12 protein-coding genes are annotated in these 15,680 nt (G+C 56.9%); 6 read left to right on the top strand and 6 right to left on the bottom strand.

Annotation, left to right across the window (positions count from 1 at the left end; genetic code table 11):
- The first annotated feature begins 49 nt into the window (after positions 1-49).
- Positions 50-967 (top strand): FKBP-type peptidyl-prolyl cis-trans isomerase, encoded by a 918-nt coding sequence (locus ORG26_RS08655; RefSeq protein ID WP_266368476.1) that lies wholly within the window; start codon positions 50-52, stop codon positions 965-967.
- A 72-nt stretch (positions 968-1,039) separates the two neighbouring features.
- Positions 1,040-1,651: an RdgB/HAM1 family non-canonical purine NTP pyrophosphatase gene (gene rdgB, locus ORG26_RS08650; RefSeq protein ID WP_266368475.1), complete on the top strand. Its 612-nt coding sequence runs from the start codon at positions 1,040-1,042 to the stop codon at positions 1,649-1,651.
- Between the two features lie 151 nt (positions 1,652-1,802).
- Here the strand turns inward: rdgB and ORG26_RS08645 are convergent, their stop codons facing one another.
- The 5 genes from ORG26_RS08645 to ORG26_RS08625 form a co-directional block, all read right to left on the bottom strand.
- On the bottom strand, positions 1,803-3,914 hold the full coding sequence (locus tag ORG26_RS08645) for a peptidylprolyl isomerase (protein ID WP_266368474.1): 2,112 nt from the start codon (positions 3,912-3,914) through the stop codon (positions 1,803-1,805).
- Positions 3,915-4,111: 197 nt separating this feature from the next.
- Positions 4,112-6,895, bottom strand: coding sequence for a TonB-dependent receptor (locus tag ORG26_RS08640; protein WP_266368473.1), 2,784 nt, complete (start codon positions 6,893-6,895; stop codon positions 4,112-4,114).
- Positions 6,896-6,990: 95 nt separating this feature from the next.
- Complete coding sequence (locus ORG26_RS08635; RefSeq protein ID WP_266368471.1) at positions 6,991-7,797, bottom strand: MBL fold metallo-hydrolase; 807 nt, start codon at positions 7,795-7,797, stop codon at positions 6,991-6,993.
- A gap of 84 nt (positions 7,798-7,881) precedes the next feature.
- A complete protein-coding gene (locus ORG26_RS08630) occupies positions 7,882-8,808 on the bottom strand; it encodes an FKBP-type peptidyl-prolyl cis-trans isomerase (RefSeq protein ID WP_266368469.1) in 927 nt (308 codons plus the stop codon).
- A gap of 205 nt (positions 8,809-9,013) precedes the next feature.
- Complete coding sequence (locus tag ORG26_RS08625; RefSeq protein ID WP_266368467.1) at positions 9,014-9,985, bottom strand: fasciclin domain-containing protein; 972 nt, start codon at positions 9,983-9,985, stop codon at positions 9,014-9,016.
- Between the two features lie 221 nt (positions 9,986-10,206).
- Between ORG26_RS08625 and ORG26_RS08620 the strand changes: the two genes are divergently transcribed.
- The gene (locus ORG26_RS08620; RefSeq protein ID WP_266369349.1) at positions 10,207-10,764 is read left to right on the top strand and encodes a 3-keto-disaccharide hydrolase; all 558 of its coding nucleotides are present in this window, start codon (positions 10,207-10,209) and stop codon (positions 10,762-10,764) included.
- Between the two features lie 111 nt (positions 10,765-10,875).
- Here ORG26_RS08620 and ORG26_RS08615 read toward each other — a convergent pair whose 3' ends face one another.
- Complete coding sequence (locus ORG26_RS08615; RefSeq protein WP_266368465.1) at positions 10,876-11,157, bottom strand: hypothetical protein; 282 nt, start codon at positions 11,155-11,157, stop codon at positions 10,876-10,878.
- Between the two features lie 360 nt (positions 11,158-11,517).
- On the opposite strand from ORG26_RS08615, the gene ORG26_RS08610 reads away from it, so the two are divergent.
- Genes ORG26_RS08610 through ORG26_RS08600 form a run of 3 tightly spaced genes read left to right on the top strand, consistent with a single transcriptional unit; the run spans position 11,518 to position 15,582 of the window.
- The gene (locus tag ORG26_RS08610) at positions 11,518-13,704 is read left to right on the top strand and encodes a TonB-dependent receptor (RefSeq protein WP_266368463.1); all 2,187 of its coding nucleotides are present in this window, start codon (positions 11,518-11,520) and stop codon (positions 13,702-13,704) included.
- Positions 13,705-13,745: 41 nt separating this feature from the next.
- Positions 13,746-14,396: a hypothetical protein gene (locus tag ORG26_RS08605; RefSeq protein ID WP_266368462.1), complete on the top strand. Its 651-nt coding sequence runs from the start codon at positions 13,746-13,748 to the stop codon at positions 14,394-14,396.
- Between the two features lie 10 nt (positions 14,397-14,406).
- Positions 14,407-15,582 (top strand): sensor histidine kinase, encoded by a 1,176-nt coding sequence (locus tag ORG26_RS08600; RefSeq protein WP_266368460.1) that lies wholly within the window; start codon positions 14,407-14,409, stop codon positions 15,580-15,582.
- Positions 15,583-15,680: the final 98 nt, after the last annotated feature.

The following is a 15,680-nucleotide window of genomic DNA, read 5'->3' as shown; positions in this document are numbered from 1 at the left end:
AAACGCGAACTATAAACCATAAACCCTGAACCATAAACTTTAAACTACGATGGCACTACAAAAAGCAAAGTCGGCGCTCCGAAACGCCATGACAGTAGGTCTGGCGGCCGGTTTCGCATTCCTGCAGTGGAGTTGCCAGCCAGAAGAGGGTGAAGCGTACAGCACGCGCAAGCTTACCGAAAACAAAGCCGATATCGAGGCCTACCTGCAACGGCAGGGACTGACCGCCCAGCGGACCGAAAACGATCTGTATTATGTCGTTTCGACGACCAATCCCAACGGCCAGAAGCCGCAGACGGGGGATGAAATCCGGTTTCAGTATGTGAAGTACCGCCTGGATGGTATCGTGGTAGACAGCACCACGACCGCCAGTCCGGCCCGGCTCATTTATGATGCCTATGGTTATACGCTGGCTCCGGGTATCATCGAAGGCGTTCAGCTTCTGAAAGAAGGAGAAACCGCCACGCTGTTTTTGCCCTACAACCTGCAAAACACTAACCAGGGAACCCTGCTGTTGCCCGCTTTTTCTCCGGCGCGCTACGTGGTTCGCGTAACCAGCGTACGGACGGAAACCGAGCAGATCACCGATTACCTGACGGCCAACAAACTGACCGATAAGTTTGAAACGACCAGCTCCGGGCTGCGTTTTTACCGGACGGCCACCTATGCCGATTCGGCGCAGGTGAAGACGGGACAAACCGTTACCATGAAGTATACGGGTAAGCTCCTCGACGGCACTCAATTTGACTCTTCTACCAATTTCAACTTCAAACCCGGTGAAGGGCAGGTTGTAAAGGGATATGAGGAGGCTGCCTTGAAAATGCGGGTCGGCGAGAAGGCAACCGTTATCATGCCTTCCGCGGTTGCGTATGGAGTGCAGGGGAGCTTCAATCAGAACACCCGTCAGTACACCATTCCGCCTTATACACCGCTGGTGTTTGATATTGAGATTGTCAGTTCGAAATAATCTTGTTCTTTTTAAGTGAAAAGCCGCTTCGATTGAGGCGGCTTTTTCATTTTTGCAGAAAATCGAAAGGATATGACACTTTGCTTCGCGACCAATAACCCGCACAAACGGGAAGAAATTGCCGCCCTGCTGGGCGATGAATTTGTCCTGAAAACCCTGGCTGAAATCGGCTGTACGGACGAACTGCCCGAAACCCAGCCGACCATCGCCGGAAACGCCCGTCAGAAAGCTGCCTACGTCTGGGACCATTTTGGCGTTTCCTGTTTTGCCGATGATACGGGTCTGGAAGTCGATGCGCTGAACGGCGAACCCGGCGTGTACTCGGCCCGCTACGCCGGCGAACCCGCCGACTCCGTGCGCAACGTGGCCAAATTACTGCAAAATCTGGAAGGCCAAACCGACCGACGCGCCCGCTTCCGGACGGTGATTACGCTGGTCCTCGACGGGCAGTACCACGATTTTGAAGGCGTTGTCGAAGGCGAAATTCTGACCGGACAGCGGGGAACGGGCGGCTTTGGCTACGATCCGGTTTTCCAGCCGCAGGGCGCCGAACAGACCTTTGCCGAAATGCCGATGGACCAGAAAGGAGCCATCAGCCACCGCGGCCGGGCGTTCCGGAAACTGGTGGAGTTTTTGAAGAATAGACAAGAGAGAATAGACAAGAGACAAGAGACGAGAGATTAGAGAAAAGAGACGAGAGATTGGAGAAAAGAAACAAGAGATTAGAGAAAAGAGACAGGAGAGGAGTGAGGATGGATGGGTAAAAGAAAAAGGCTGGCGGATGTGCATCCGGCCAGCCTTTTGTATGTCAAGAGTCTTTCGTCTCTTGTCTAAATCAATAAAACTTCGCGCGGCGGTCTTTGATGTTCGCCTTTTCACGAATGGCTTCGTTGACGAAGAAGCCCGCCCGTGACGACTGGTTCTGCTGGAGCAAGTTTTTGTACAGCGAGTAATCGGCAATGGCCGGAGCCGGAGTCACTTTCGACGTTTCCACGATCAGGATACCGGTTTCGCCCGCGAACGGTTTGCTGCGCTTACCGGGCTTCAGACCGAAGGCCTTTCCGACCGCGACCGGATCAACCCCTGCGGACTTGAGAAAGCCGTTGGCCAGGTTTACGTCCGTCACCGTTTCGACAATGGCACCGGCGCCGTACTTGGCAGCAATCGTTTCCAGCGCGCCGGAAGGCGTACCCATCTTCTGCATGATCTGCTCGGCTTTCAGCTGGTTGCGTACTTTCTGAGTCAGTTCCTGGCGGTAATCGTCCACCGTTACTTTTTCTTCGCTGGTTTTGCCCGTCACCGTAGCGACTACGTACTGGTCGCCGATTTCGATGGCTTTCGATACGTCACCGGCTTTGGTGTCCTCGTCAAAGGCCCAGCGGACCAGTTCACGGGCATCCGTCAGTGCGTTGACCATCGACGCTTCTTCCGTAATCCGCTCGGCGGTGGCTACCACCAGCGTTTTGTCTTCTTTGGCGTTCTTGTCAAAATCTTCCTTCGACTTGCTGCCGTTGGCAAACTCGTCGGCTCTGCGGTACACTTCATCGCGGGTAGCCTGGCTCGGGGCAATTTCCTTACCGATGGCGGCCACGCGGTACAGCGTATTCGTTTTGGGCTCCGTCACTTTGATGATGTGGAAACCGAAGTCCGTCTCCACCACGCGCGGAATCAGGCCCGTGCCGTTGAAGCCGAAAATAGCCTGTTCGAAGGGCTTCACCATCTGGCCGTTGTTCTTGAAGTAACCGAGGTCACCGCCCACCTGCGCCGAACCGTCGGCGCTGTTGGCACGGGCGAGGGCCGCAAAATCGGCACCGCCCTGAATCTGGCGGAGCAGGTCTTCAGCCCGCTGACGAGCCTGAGCTTTGGCCGAGTCGCCCTGTCCGTTCGGACGAATCAGGATGTGGCTGGCGCGGGCCGTAAAGTTGGTATCGCGCTTGGTGCCGCCGTATTTGTAGATGAAATAGGTGGTTCCTTCGCGGAAAGGACCGTACACGCCGCCCTGCGTAAAGGTCGGGATGGCGGCACGCAGCTGCTCAGGCATTTCGCCGGCCGTCAGGTACAGCGGCACGCGCACGTCGGAGTTCATCTGCGCGTACGACGAGTCGTTGGTGGCCGAAGCGAGGCCGCGGGCCAGTTTCTTGATCTGGTCGTAGAGCGCCGCGCTGTCTTCTTTCGAAGACGCGATCGAGAACGTTACGTACTGGATCGTCCGGCTGTCGAAGCCTTTGTATTCGTCCTTATGCTTGTCGAGGTAGTCCTGCAGCTGGCTGTCCGTTACTTTCACGGTGGTGTCCGCGATGGTGTAGTAAGGAACGTACAGCATTTTCAGGTCTGCGCGGGTGTTCTGCGCTTCGTACTCGCGCTTGGCTTCCGCCGTGGTGGCGTAGACCGACTGCCGCATCAGGCTTTCGTATTTGGTCCGCATCCGGTCGGCGCTGAGGTTCTTTTCGAAGTTAGCCCAGGCGCGCTGCTGTTCCGGCGGCAGGTTTTTCAGATTTTTGAGGTAGTTGATCACGACGTTCTTGTCGAAAACGCCGGTCTGCGGATTCGTGAACGTCTGGCGGATGGCGGGGCTGATGTAGTTACCCTGGACCATGTCCACCAGTTCGGCAGGCGTTACACCCAGACCGAGAGCTTCGTATTCGTTCTGGTAGGCAATGTCCAGAATGAACTGATTCCAGGCCTGGTCGCGGATTTGCGCCATGTCCTGCTCGGTTGCCGGACGACCGGTCTGCTGCTCGAAGGCCGCGCGGGCTTCGTCCACTTTGGCGTTAAATTCCTGGTACGAAATCTTCTGCCCGGCAATCTCGCCCACATTCTGGTCACGACCTCCAAACAGAGCACCGTTACCCAGCAAATCACCTCCTACAATGAATAAAATCAAACTGATGGCAATGACCGCCACCGCAACGCCTGACTTTTCTCTAATCTTGTTGATTAACGCCATATTTGTTTACGGAAAATCGAACCGCAAAGTAACAATTTTTCTCACTCGAATACAAGGAAAAGGAAGTCATAAGTCGATCAGTCGTAAGTCGGTCAGTCATAAGTCGGTTAGTCGTAAGTCGTAAGTCAGTAAGTCGTAAGAGCTCCGCCAGATTCTCACACCGGCGGAGCTCTTACGACTTATGACTGACCGACTATTTAAAAGTTCGCCGCCACCGTCAGGAAGTAATAACCTCCGTTAAATCCGAACTGCGTGGCCGACCGGCTGTAGACAAACCGCCCGAACGACGTATTGTCCAGCCCTTCAGAAGCGAGACGCGTCGGCGTTGGGTATCCGGTTTTCTGGAGCTTGTCCGGATAAACGTCGAACAGGTTGTTGGCCCCGGCAATGAGCTGAATAGCCGGTGTCAGACGGTAGGAGAGGCTCAGATCGGTTACGAATTTCGGCGAAAAGCGTTCGTCCAGATTCGGATTGGTCGCATCCAGGGTTTCTACCTCGCCGAAACGGGTGACGCGGGCAATGACGCCGAGTTTTTCCAGCCGGTAGTTGGCCGACAGCAGGATTTTGTTGCGCGGCTGGGCCAGTTCAAGCCGTCCGCGTTCCTGCCGGTTAAACAGCAGATTGCCGAAAACGGGGTCGTTGGGAATATTGGTCGGACGCTGAATATCGCCGAACACCGTCGTCCGGTTGAAGTTGGCGGCCAGCGTCAGGTCCAGCGAGCCTTTTCCCAGACGCTGGTTGGTAGCGGCGACCACGTCCAGACCGCGGGTTCGGGTGTTGACGGCATTGGTGAAAAACGCCGCCGCGTTGATTTCCGGATACGGCGCAAGCAGGGTGTTCACGACGGCATTGCTGCGCGGAAACTGACCCGTCAGAATGATGCGGTCGCGGATTTCGATCTGGTAGGCATCCACCGTGATGCTCACCGACGAAACGGGCCGGGACGTAACGCCCAGACTGTAGTTCAACGACCGCTCGGCCGTCAGCGACGGAATGCCAAAGGCCCGGGCCACGTCGCTGTCGTTGCGGAACGTACCCAGCTGCCGCGGCACCAGCCCTTCACCTGGTACGGTCACAAACTGCGTCGCCACCGAACTGTAGTACCGCTGGTGGATGGAAGGAGCCCGGAAGCCGTTGCTGAGAGTCCCGCGCAGGGAGAACGCTTCCGCGAACTTGTACCGGAAAGAAAGCTTCCCGGCCACATTTCCGCCAAAATCGCTGTAATTTTCAAACCGCACCGCCGTGTTGACCAGCAAGCGGGCCGTGATGTCGCTTTCCAGGTCCAGATAAGCACCGGCAACGCTACGGCTGGCGTTCACTTCGTTAACGGGCTGAAAACCGGGGAAGACCTGCGCCCCGCCGGGCCGACCGGAGTTCGGCGCGTAGTTGGTATAAGACGCTTCTTCGCCCGCTTCGATCCGGAAGGCATCGCCCCGCAGTTCGATTCCGGCCGCCACGTTGAACGAACGCAGTCCAAGCTGCCGCCCGAAATCCTTGGCGGCTCCGGCATTGAACGTATTCTGGCCAAACGACAGAGTTCCGGCGTAAAACTCCCGCGGAGCGGCGGCACCCAAAGCAAACTGGGAAGCATTGTTGGAATTGGAAACATCGTACCGGAACGCATTGCCGCCCAGCACGTTGCTGATGTCCCAGCGCCAGCCCGCAGATTCGCCCCGTACGCCCAGCAGCAGCGACACGTCGCCGATGGCCGTTTCGATGTTTGGTAAAAAACCGTTCGGATAAAGCTCGGGAATGATCTGCGTTGTCTGGAACGGGTAGCGGTAAAGCCCCGCCGCTTTGCCCGCCCGGCTGTTGATTCCGGCCGAGCCGTAGAACTCCGTACGGCCCCGGCCGATGGGCAGTCGGGTGTTCAGAAACAGGCCCAGGTTATCGACCTGCGAGTTGCCGACCTGAATGTTCCGTGCCAGACTGAAGCCGTTTTGCTGGATCAATTGCTGGTCCTGCGCGTACAGGGCCTGCCGTCGGGCATCAAGAGCCGGGCGATCTTCCCCCGCAGCGGCGTTTACGTTCCAGTTGACATAAACCGGCCCCGTGTAATCCCCAGCCCGGTTGGTCGCGCCCCGGTGGCGAAATTCACCCGTTACGCTCAGAATCCCCCGCCGACCGAGCCGGAAGCCGTGGTTCACGCCGATCTGGGCCACTTCGCCGTCTCCGGCATACTGCTGGCCCAGCTGCGCCGTTACCGAGGTACCCACCCGGTCTTTCAACACGATGTTGATCACGCCGGCAATGGCGTCGGAGCCGTATTGCGAGGCCGCCCCTTCCCGCAGCACCTCGATGCGCTCGATGGCCGCCGCCGGAAAAGCGTTCAGGTCCGTCCCGACCGAGCCGCGCCCGACGGTACCGTTGACGTTGATGAGCGCCTGGTTGTGGCGGCGCTTGCCGTTGAGGAGCACCAGCACCTGGTCGGGACCGAGGCCGCGCAGCGTGGCCGGGTCGATGTGGTCGGTGCCGTCGGCAATGGTCTGACGCGCAGAGTTAAACGACGGGGCGGCAAAGTTCAGCTGCTGGGTGGGTTCTACCTGCCCGGTTGCCACCAGGTCGCGGGACTGAATGACGTCAACGGGCGAAACGGTTTCGGTGCTGGTCCGGGTCTGGGCCGAGCGGGAACCGACCACCACAATTTCGCCCAGACTGGCCGTGTTTTCGCTGAGCGAGGCATCCACCGTGACAAAATCCGTGCCCTGCACCTGCACCGGCACCGTGCGCGTCTCGTAACCCACAAAACTGAAACGGAGTGTATAACTGCCGGGGTCCAGGCGCAGCGTGTAACCTCCCTCCGCGTCGGCCGTGGTGCCGATGGAGGTCCCGGTAACCAGTACGGTCGCGCCGGGAATGGCGGCATTGCCCCCGGCATCGGTGATCCGGCCGCGCACACCCTGTGCCCAGGTCCAGAAACTTAATAACAGAAAAGCCCCGGTGAGTACCGAGGCCCTGCCTGATTGATAAAGATAGCTCATACGTTAGTAAATAAAGTTCGGCACCTCTTCCTCGATGTGATTAGGTTAACGCCCTTTTATTACAAAAGTTTGTCTGTAGACTAGAAAGTGATTTTTCAGCTACGCAGCGCGGCTTCGATCATGAGATCGACTCCGACATCGTTGAAGGTGAAAATTTTGAGCAGGTAATTTTCGCTCAGCCGCATCCGTCGCCGGATTTCCGGCAGGGAGAGTCCCTGGCCGTGAAAATGCCGGGCCCGTTCCCGAAACGCTTCCAGATACTCGATTTTGCGCAGGATGGCGGCTTTGCCGTTGGTCAGAACGGGGTTATGACCGCAGAAGAGGGTGTCGAAATCGCAGGCGAGGAGTCGGCGGGCGGAGTCGATATGCTGCTGGAAGTTCTCCCCGCGCCGGAAAATTTTCAGATTCCCGATGTAGAAATCACCCGCAAAGAGCCATCCCTCGTTTGCTTCCAGAAAGACGTAGTGATCGTCGGAATGACCGGGGGTGTGGATGGGCTGGAGCCGGTACCGGTTCGTCTCGACGACCTCGGGCAGAGGCTGAATGCCGGGGCAGGGCTCGATTCGGCCAAACCAGAACTGTTCGTACGGAAGGACCGGAAACCCTGCACCGACCCGCCGGGCGGTCAGTTCCCCGGCGAAAACCGGGACCCCGAAACGCCGGTGAAGCGCCAGGACATTGCCGGAATGGTCCTCGTGGAAGTGCGTCAGGACAATCTGCTGAAGCGGGCGGTCGGCCAGCGTCCGGAGGACATCCGCCTGCCGATGGCGCTGGGCGGTATCGATCAGCAGCCCGTCGAGAAAGTAACAGTACACCGGCACCACCGGCACGTAGGGAATGGGCGCATACCCAAACCGGAATCCCTCGACGGGACCGTGCCGCAGGTGACGGGTTGTTTTCATGGCCGAAATTTACGAAAAAGCGGAAAGGCTGCGAAAACGGCAACCTGTCCGCTTTCCCAGCCTTTCCGCTTTTGCTAAAATAGATTACTGTACGTCTACCACTTCGACGTCGAAGCGCAATACGGCATAGGGAGGAATGACATACACACCCGTCGAAGAGTTGTAGCTGCCCTGAGCGCCGTAGGCCACCGTTGAGGGAATAAGCAGCGTTGCTTTTTCGCCTTTTTTCATGTTCAGAATCCCTTCGTTGAAGCCCGGGATGATCGTGTTGCCGTTAAGCGTAAAGCGGAAGGTGCCTTTGTCGTTTTTGTCAAATTCCTTGCCCGTCCGCAGCAGTTTGCCGGAGTAGTTGACCGTTACGGTCTGGCCGCCCCGCAGAGCATCGCCCGCTCCGGGAGTCGCGGAATTGCGCACCAGCCGCAGCCCGCTCGCAAAACGTTCCACCTTGTTGGTACCGAACGGATTGGTTGCCAGGTAGTCTTCAATCTGCTGGTCTTCCGAGCGGGAGCGGAGCAACTGAACGTCGAACCGGACGGGCGTATAAGCCGGTACGGTCACGCGGCCCGTCGAATCCTTGCGGTCAGCGTTGCCGAATGCGAGGTAATACGGCAGCAGCAGGGTCGCCTTTTCGCCTTCCTTCATCAGGCTCAGACCTTCTTCCAGACCCGGCACCACGGCACCTACTCCAAAAGGCATCTGAACCGGGCGAGTGACCGTAACGCTGTCTACTCTCTGACCATTCAGCAGCGAGAGCACATAAGCAAACGAAACCTCTTCACCCAACCGGGGCGATTTGGCCGCTGTATTGCTGACCGGGGCCGTGATATAATAATAAAGGCCCGACGTAGTGGGCTTCGCTTTGTCCGTCAGGTTATTCTTGGTGACGTATTCCTTGATGGTTGCGTCGTTTTCGTCCGCCTTACCGGCATCCGGATCTACGTTATTGAGACAGGAGGTAAGCGTCAGGGAAAGGAGAGCAATTCCTGCTGCCCAGTAATTCTTCAGTAACATACTTCAGATTTGAGTGAATAATACCGTAACGTTTCCTAGACCCCAAAAGGTGCGCGGCCGTTGCAAGTGGAACAAAAAATACGGAAAATTCACGCGGAATGAAAAATGACTGAATGACTGATTGACCGAATGACTGAACCGCTCCGTAAGTCTAAAATTAGCGCAGCAATCAGTCATTCAGTCAATCAATCATTCAGTCATTCTATCACGGCACCAGCACCCGGTCGATCACGTGGACGACGCCGTTGGTGCCGGTCTGGTTGGCGCGGGTGACGTTGGCGGCGGTGGGAATGCCGTTGCTTTTTACGGTGACACCGCTGCCGCCGACGGTTACGGCCAGCGTGCCATTGCCGGCAGACGTGACGTTACCCGTGCTGAGGTTGTTCGAGTAGATGCGGCCCGGCACTACGTGGTTGAGCAGGATTCTCTGCAAGGCGTCAATAGGAGCGGTACTAATTGCGGAGGCGTTGGCATAACCAGCCGCCTGAAAAGCAGCGTCGTTCGGGGCAAAAACGGTGAACTGCTGGGTGGTCAGGGCCGTTGCCAGGGCGGCATTGGCCGGAACGGCGGCAACGCGGGCGATGGCGGCGGTCACCAGGGTCATGTTCGGCAGGCTGGCGATAACACCCAGAATGTTACCGTTCTGAGCCGCCGGGGGAGGAGCCAGCACCTGATTGATGACGTGAATGACGCCGTTGGAAGCCTGAATGTCGGCCTGGGTCACCTGAGCGCCGTTCACAAACACGTTGGTGCCGGTTTTGGTGATGTACACGTCCTGGTTGCTCAGCGTCCGCGTGGCCGTGTTGCTGGCATTGGCCGGAATGTCGGCGGCCGCAACCCGGCTGTTGAGGACGTGATATTGCAGAATACCGCGCACGGCATCGACCGGCAGGGCGGCCACGGCGGCGGCATCCGCCACACCATAGGCCCGGAAGGCCGCATCGGTCGGCGCGAAGACTGTCAGGGTGCCGGAGCGAAGCGCATCGCCCAGACCGGCGCGGATAACGGCCGCTTCCAGAATCGAGAAGTTGGCGTCTTCTACGACAATGTCCGTAATGGCTTTGGGCGTTGCATCATCATCGTTGTCGCATCCGGTAACGGAGAGGAAAGCTAAAACCGTGGCTGTCGCCAGTGCGACCTTACGCAGCGTAGCCAGGACTGAAAAACGATTTTTCATGGAGGGTGATTAGTTGGATGGTGACAATTGGCTTTTATAAATTGAGCAAAAACCGGATAGCTTTGCTGCTTATCAAACGCACAAAAGTAAACTTTGTTTAATGAAATTTAAATTTCATTAAACAAAGTTTAGGTCCTCGTTTCTGGTTTTCAAAGAAAAAAACAAGCACTAACCCCACAAAAATGAAAAAAGCATTGGTTGTTGTCGGTCTGCTGGCTTTCATGAGCTTTACCGCGCCCATGGCCAAAGTAAAACTTTTCAACGGAAAAGATTTGACAGGCTGGAAGGTTTACGGCACGGAGAAATGGTATGTCGAAGAGGGCGAACTGCTCTGCGAGAGCGGGCCGGACAAAGGCTACGGCTATCTGGCGACCGACAAGTTTTACAAAGATTTTGATCTTTCCCTGCAGTTCAAACAGGAGGCCAACGGAAACAGCGGCGTGTTTTTCCGCTCCACCATCGAAGGGACGAAAATCAGCGGCTGGCAGGTCGAGGTAGCTCCGCAGGGAAAGGACACCGGCGGAATCTACGAATCGTATGGCCGCGGCTGGATGGTGCAGATACCCGACGAAAAAGAAAAATTCCTGAAGCCGGGCGACTGGAACACCCTGCGCATCCGGGTGGAAGGCGACCACGTGCAGACCTGGCTGAACGGCAATGCCATGGTGGATTTGCACGACGCGAAAATCGGGGCGGCCAACGGGTCTGTGGCGCTGCAGATTCACGATGGGGGCGGAATCAAGGTCCGGTGGAAGAAACTGGTGTTGAAGGAGCTTTAACGAGTTGTGGCACGACGGTCGGTCGTGCCACAACGTTTCTGGCCCAAAAAGAACTTTCAGGCCCTGGCATTTTCTTCGTGGCACGACCCTATAGTCGTGCCACGATTCATTTTAAGCGGCAAGCAGTGCGCTGAGGTTAATGCTGTCGAGGTACTTGTCGAAACAGTCGGTCTGGTGCGACCGCTCCGAAAGGAGATTGATCGTTTGAATCTCCCAAAGGCCAAATGAATAGTTATGATTGATGCGGTAGTGTAACTCCGCCAGATCGCCATCCAGATGATATAAAGAAACCGCTGAGTCGGCGTCCGAAGTCGTCGAAATAAGCGATCCGTGTTCGAAAACGTAGTGTAACTGCTCCTTGAGCGTTAACGTATGAAAATTCTCCGCAACCATTATCTATATTCTTTTAAGAAGTGTAACGCTAAATTTTAAACGAATATATTGTTTAAATGTTTAACTATAAAAATAGTTTACAAAAATTGACTTAAAAAATATTTAGCGGCTAAAAACTATATTTATAGTTCTATTATGTAACTAAACTGATACGATTTTTACGGATTTGGTCCGTCATTTCCGGATTTTGACATGGAGGGAAACGCGAAAAGGAGTTTTCGTCGGGTCGATTCACTTTATTTTTATCCGCTTTTTTTTGAAGTCTGCCCCAATTAAACCCCGCTTTCGTCGGAAAGAACTGTCTGTTTGCCTGCCTGCCGGATACTTTTGAAGCATCCGAACAGTAAACAGCTCTTATCGATGCAACGGTTACTCCTTCTGCTCCTGCTTGGTCAGGCCGCCTACGCCCAAACCACCGTAAGCGGGCGCGTCACCGACAGCCGGGGCCGCGCCCTGCCGGGAGCCAACGTCTTTCTCAAAGGTACCTACGACGGCGCCAATGCCGACAGCACCGGAATCTTCCGCTTCCGGACCACCCGCCGCGACACCTCTACGCTGGTCGTGACGTTCGTGGGCTACGAACCCCATACCCGGAAACTCACGCTCACTCCGCCGGAGACAGTTGTCAGCGTCCGGCTGGAGGAAGTGGCCAGCGAACTGAACACGGTCGTGATCACGGCGGGCGCCTTCGAAGCTAGCGACGAACGGAAAATGACCATGCTCAAGCCGCTCGACATCGTCACGACGGCCGGAGCGCAGGCCGACATCACCGCCGCCATGAATCTGCTGCCGGGTGCCCAGCGGGTGGGCGAACAGGAAGGGCTGTTTGTCCGGGGCGGCTCCGGTCTGGAAACGAAGGTGGTTATCGACGGCATGATTGTGCAGAATCCGTTTTTCAGCTCCCTGCCGGATGTCCAGCAGCGCGGACGCTTTCAGCCATTTATGTTCAAGGGAACGTCGTTCAGTACGGGCGGCTACTCGGCCCAGTACGGGCAGGCGCTGTCGTCGGTGCTGCTGCTGAATACGGTGGACAAAACGAATAACAACGGCTTGAGCCTCAGCCTGAACCTGGCGAGCGCCGCACTGAGCTACGACCATGCCGGGGAAAAAGCCTCCGTATCCGGTTCGCTGTACTACGGAAATCTGAGGCCGCTCTTTGCGCTGGTCCGGCAAAATGTCGTCTGGACCCGGGAGCCGGAGTTCACGGGCTCGTCGCTGACCTACCGGCTCAGGCCGACCCGCAACGGGCTGCTGAAGTTTTACGGCATGTATTCCGGCAGTCATCTGGGAATGGTGTTTCGGGACCCTTCCGCCGAGTCGAATCGCACGGAAATCGACCAGCGGAACGGGAATGCGTTTGCGACCAGCACGTACACCGATAGCTGGGACGAAGGCCGCTGGCTGCTGAGCACGGGCCTTTCCTACAGCCGCAACACGGACGACATGACTTTCAGCGGCCAGGATGTCGGCCGTTTCGACGAGCGGACGCAGGGCCGTTTGGTACTGACGCGCCTGCTGCCGGGCAACCATTCGCTCCTGTTTGGAGCCGAAATGCACCAGCTGAAGCTGGAGTCGGCCGTCGGCGGCACCCGGTACGCCCTGCGCGAAACCTACGGGGCGTCGTTTGTGGAATCGGACATTTACCTGAGCCGAAAACTGGCGGGGCGGCTGGGCGTGCGGGCCGAGTATTCGTCGCTTCTGGGTCGGCTGAATCTGGCTCCCCGGCTTTCGCTGGCCTACAAAACCGGAGCTTTCAGCCAGGTTTCCCTCGCCGCCGGACGGTTTTACCAGACACCCGATTACCGCTATCTGTACCGCAACACAGCCCTGAACTACGAGAAGGCCGACCACCTGATTCTGAATTTTCAGGTGATCAAAAACGGCCGGACGTTCCGCATTGAATCGTTTTACAAAGAATATAACCAGCTGGTCCGGGAGTTTACGGCCCGGCCGGGCGAAGAAGCCGGGTTCGACGCCAATCCGTACCGCTTTCCCTGGGGGCGCACCGACAATTCCGGCTTCGGCTACGCCAAAGGGTTTGACCTGTTCTGGCGGGATCAGAAAACCGTGAAGGGGCTGGATTACTGGGTTACGTACAGTTTTGTGGACACCCGGCGGCTTTTCAGCCAGTACCTCGAACCGGCGACCCCGACCTTTGCCTCGAAGCACAACCTGAGCGTCATCGGAAAGCGGTTTTTCACCAAAATCCAGACCAGCATGGGCCTGACGTACACCTTCACGAGCGGACGGCCCTACTACAATCCGAACCACGACCGCTTTCTGGCCGACCGGACGCCCGCCGTGCATAACCTCAGTTTCTCGGCCAGTCACCTTACCCGGCTGGGCGGCAATCTGCTGGTGCTGTACGCCTCGGTCGACAACCTGCTCAATACCCGCAACGTGTTCACCTACCGGTTTGCGCCCGATGCGGAGGGGCGGCCGGGTAAAATCCGGTACGCCGTCGGGCCGCAATCGTACCGCAGTTTCTTCGTCGGTGGTATGATCATGCTGTCGAAAAAAGCAAAGCTGAACACCAACGACCTCTAATTCAACCATCCAACTATTCAGCCATTCAATCCATCAAAACCATGAAAACCATCCTGCTCTTCGCCGCCCTGCTGCTGGCAACTCCTTCGCTTTTCGCCCAGTCGGCGGCCTACAAAGAGGCCATGACTGCCGCTCTCGAAACCATGAAAACCCAGAGTCAGAAGACGCCCCTGCCGGAAATGCTGGCGACGGCCAACCAGTTTGAGCGCATTGCCCAGGCCGAAGCGAAGGAATGGCTGCCGCGCTATTACGCCGGTCTGCTGTATGTTTATGCCGGATTTATGGGAAAAGATGCCGCCGAGAAAGACCGTTATCTGGACCAGGCCGACCGGTTTCTGAAAGAGGCGGAAGGCATTTCGCCCAAAAACGACGAACTGAGTGTCCTGAAGGCCTACATCGCCCAGGCCCGGATGGTGGTGGACCCCATGAACCGCTGGCAGACCTACGGCCCGGCCTTCGAGGAGGCGATTGGAGAAGCCAAAGCCCTGAATCCTGCCAATCCGCGGCCTTACGTGCTGCACGGCTCGTCGCTTTACCATACGCCCGAACAGTTCGGCGGTGGGCTGTCGGCGGCCTGTCCGCTGCTGACTCAGGCCAGCGAAAAATTTGCTACCTTTAAGCCTGCCAGCGAACTGCATCCGAACTGGGGACAGAAAAACATAGAACCCCTCTTGGGCAAGTGCGCGAAATAAGCCTGCACTGATGAACCGCAACGCGAATAAAAATAACCAGCCGGACCCCCTGACGCTGACGCAATTGCTGCGTCAGCGTACCGGGCCGGGTGTGCTGATGGCCATGCTGTTTGGTGCGCTGATCATGTACGGCACCAGCGGCGTCATCTATTTCAGCAATCAGATCATGACAATGAAGGAGCCGCTGCTGGTCCAGATGAACACGTACATCGTGCAGCAGAACCTTGTCGCCGGGGCCGCTTCGGCGCTCCTGACGAGTCTGCTCAGTCCGTGGCTGAACCGGGTGAGCAAGGGCGTTCTCAAACGGCACCTGATCCTGTCGGGCCTGATCGTGCTGGCCTGGATGACGCTGCAAACGGTCGTATTTCTGGCGATAGGGGGCCGTGAGCTGATCGGCGAAATCCGGAGCAAGTATCCGGATTACAACCAGACCGACGCGCCCTGGATGCTGTACATGATCGGCCCTCTGATTGTCTGCAATCTGTTTTATTACTTTCAGCGGCAGGGCCAGCAGATTGATACGAAACTCACCGAGCAGGAATTCCGGCTGATTCAGCTGGAACAGCTCAAGACCCGGGCGGAACTGGACGCCCTGCAGGCCCGGATCAACCCGCATTTTCTGTACAACGCCCTCAACTCCATCGCCAGCCTCGTGCACGACGAACCCGACCGGGCCGAACGCATGGTGCTGCTGCTTTCCAAACTGTTCCGGTACACAACCGGGGTCAAGAACCAGTATTTCAATTCCATCGAAAACGAACTGGAAATGGTGCGGACCTATCTGGACGTGGAGCAGGTCCGTTTCGGCGACCGCCTGACCTACCGCATTGACTTGACGGACGACCGCCTCAAAACCTGCCCCATTCCCCAGTTTCTGCTTCAGCCGCTGGTTGAAAACGCCATCAAGCACGGCATCTCCAAACTGGCCGGACCGGGCGGAATCATCCTGCGCATCGGGCGGGAAGACGGCTGGCTGGCCCTTTGCATTCATGACAACGGACCGCTTTTTCCGGAGCAGCTGGTGGCGGGCTACGGGCTACAGAGCATCCAGGACAAACTGCGCCTGCTGTACGGCGACGACGCCCGTCTGGAAGTGCACAACCAGCCCAAAAAAGAAATTAGTATCAAAATCAAAGCCGACCGGCTGGAGGAGGTAAGCGGCCAGAAAGTCGCTTATGCCGACTAGTTCAGACCCGCCCGTCCGGCCAAAGCCGGATGCATCACTTCGGTTATTAAATCCTTAACAGTCAGCTCAGGCTGACAAATCCTGATTAATCCCTGAAT

It is taken from the genome of Tellurirhabdus rosea (assembly GCF_026278345.1).
Lineage (GTDB): Bacteria > Bacteroidota > Bacteroidia > Cytophagales > Spirosomataceae > Tellurirhabdus > Tellurirhabdus rosea.
The sequence above is the reverse complement of the archived record's forward strand: the minus strand, read 5'-3'. Positions and strand labels throughout refer to the sequence as shown.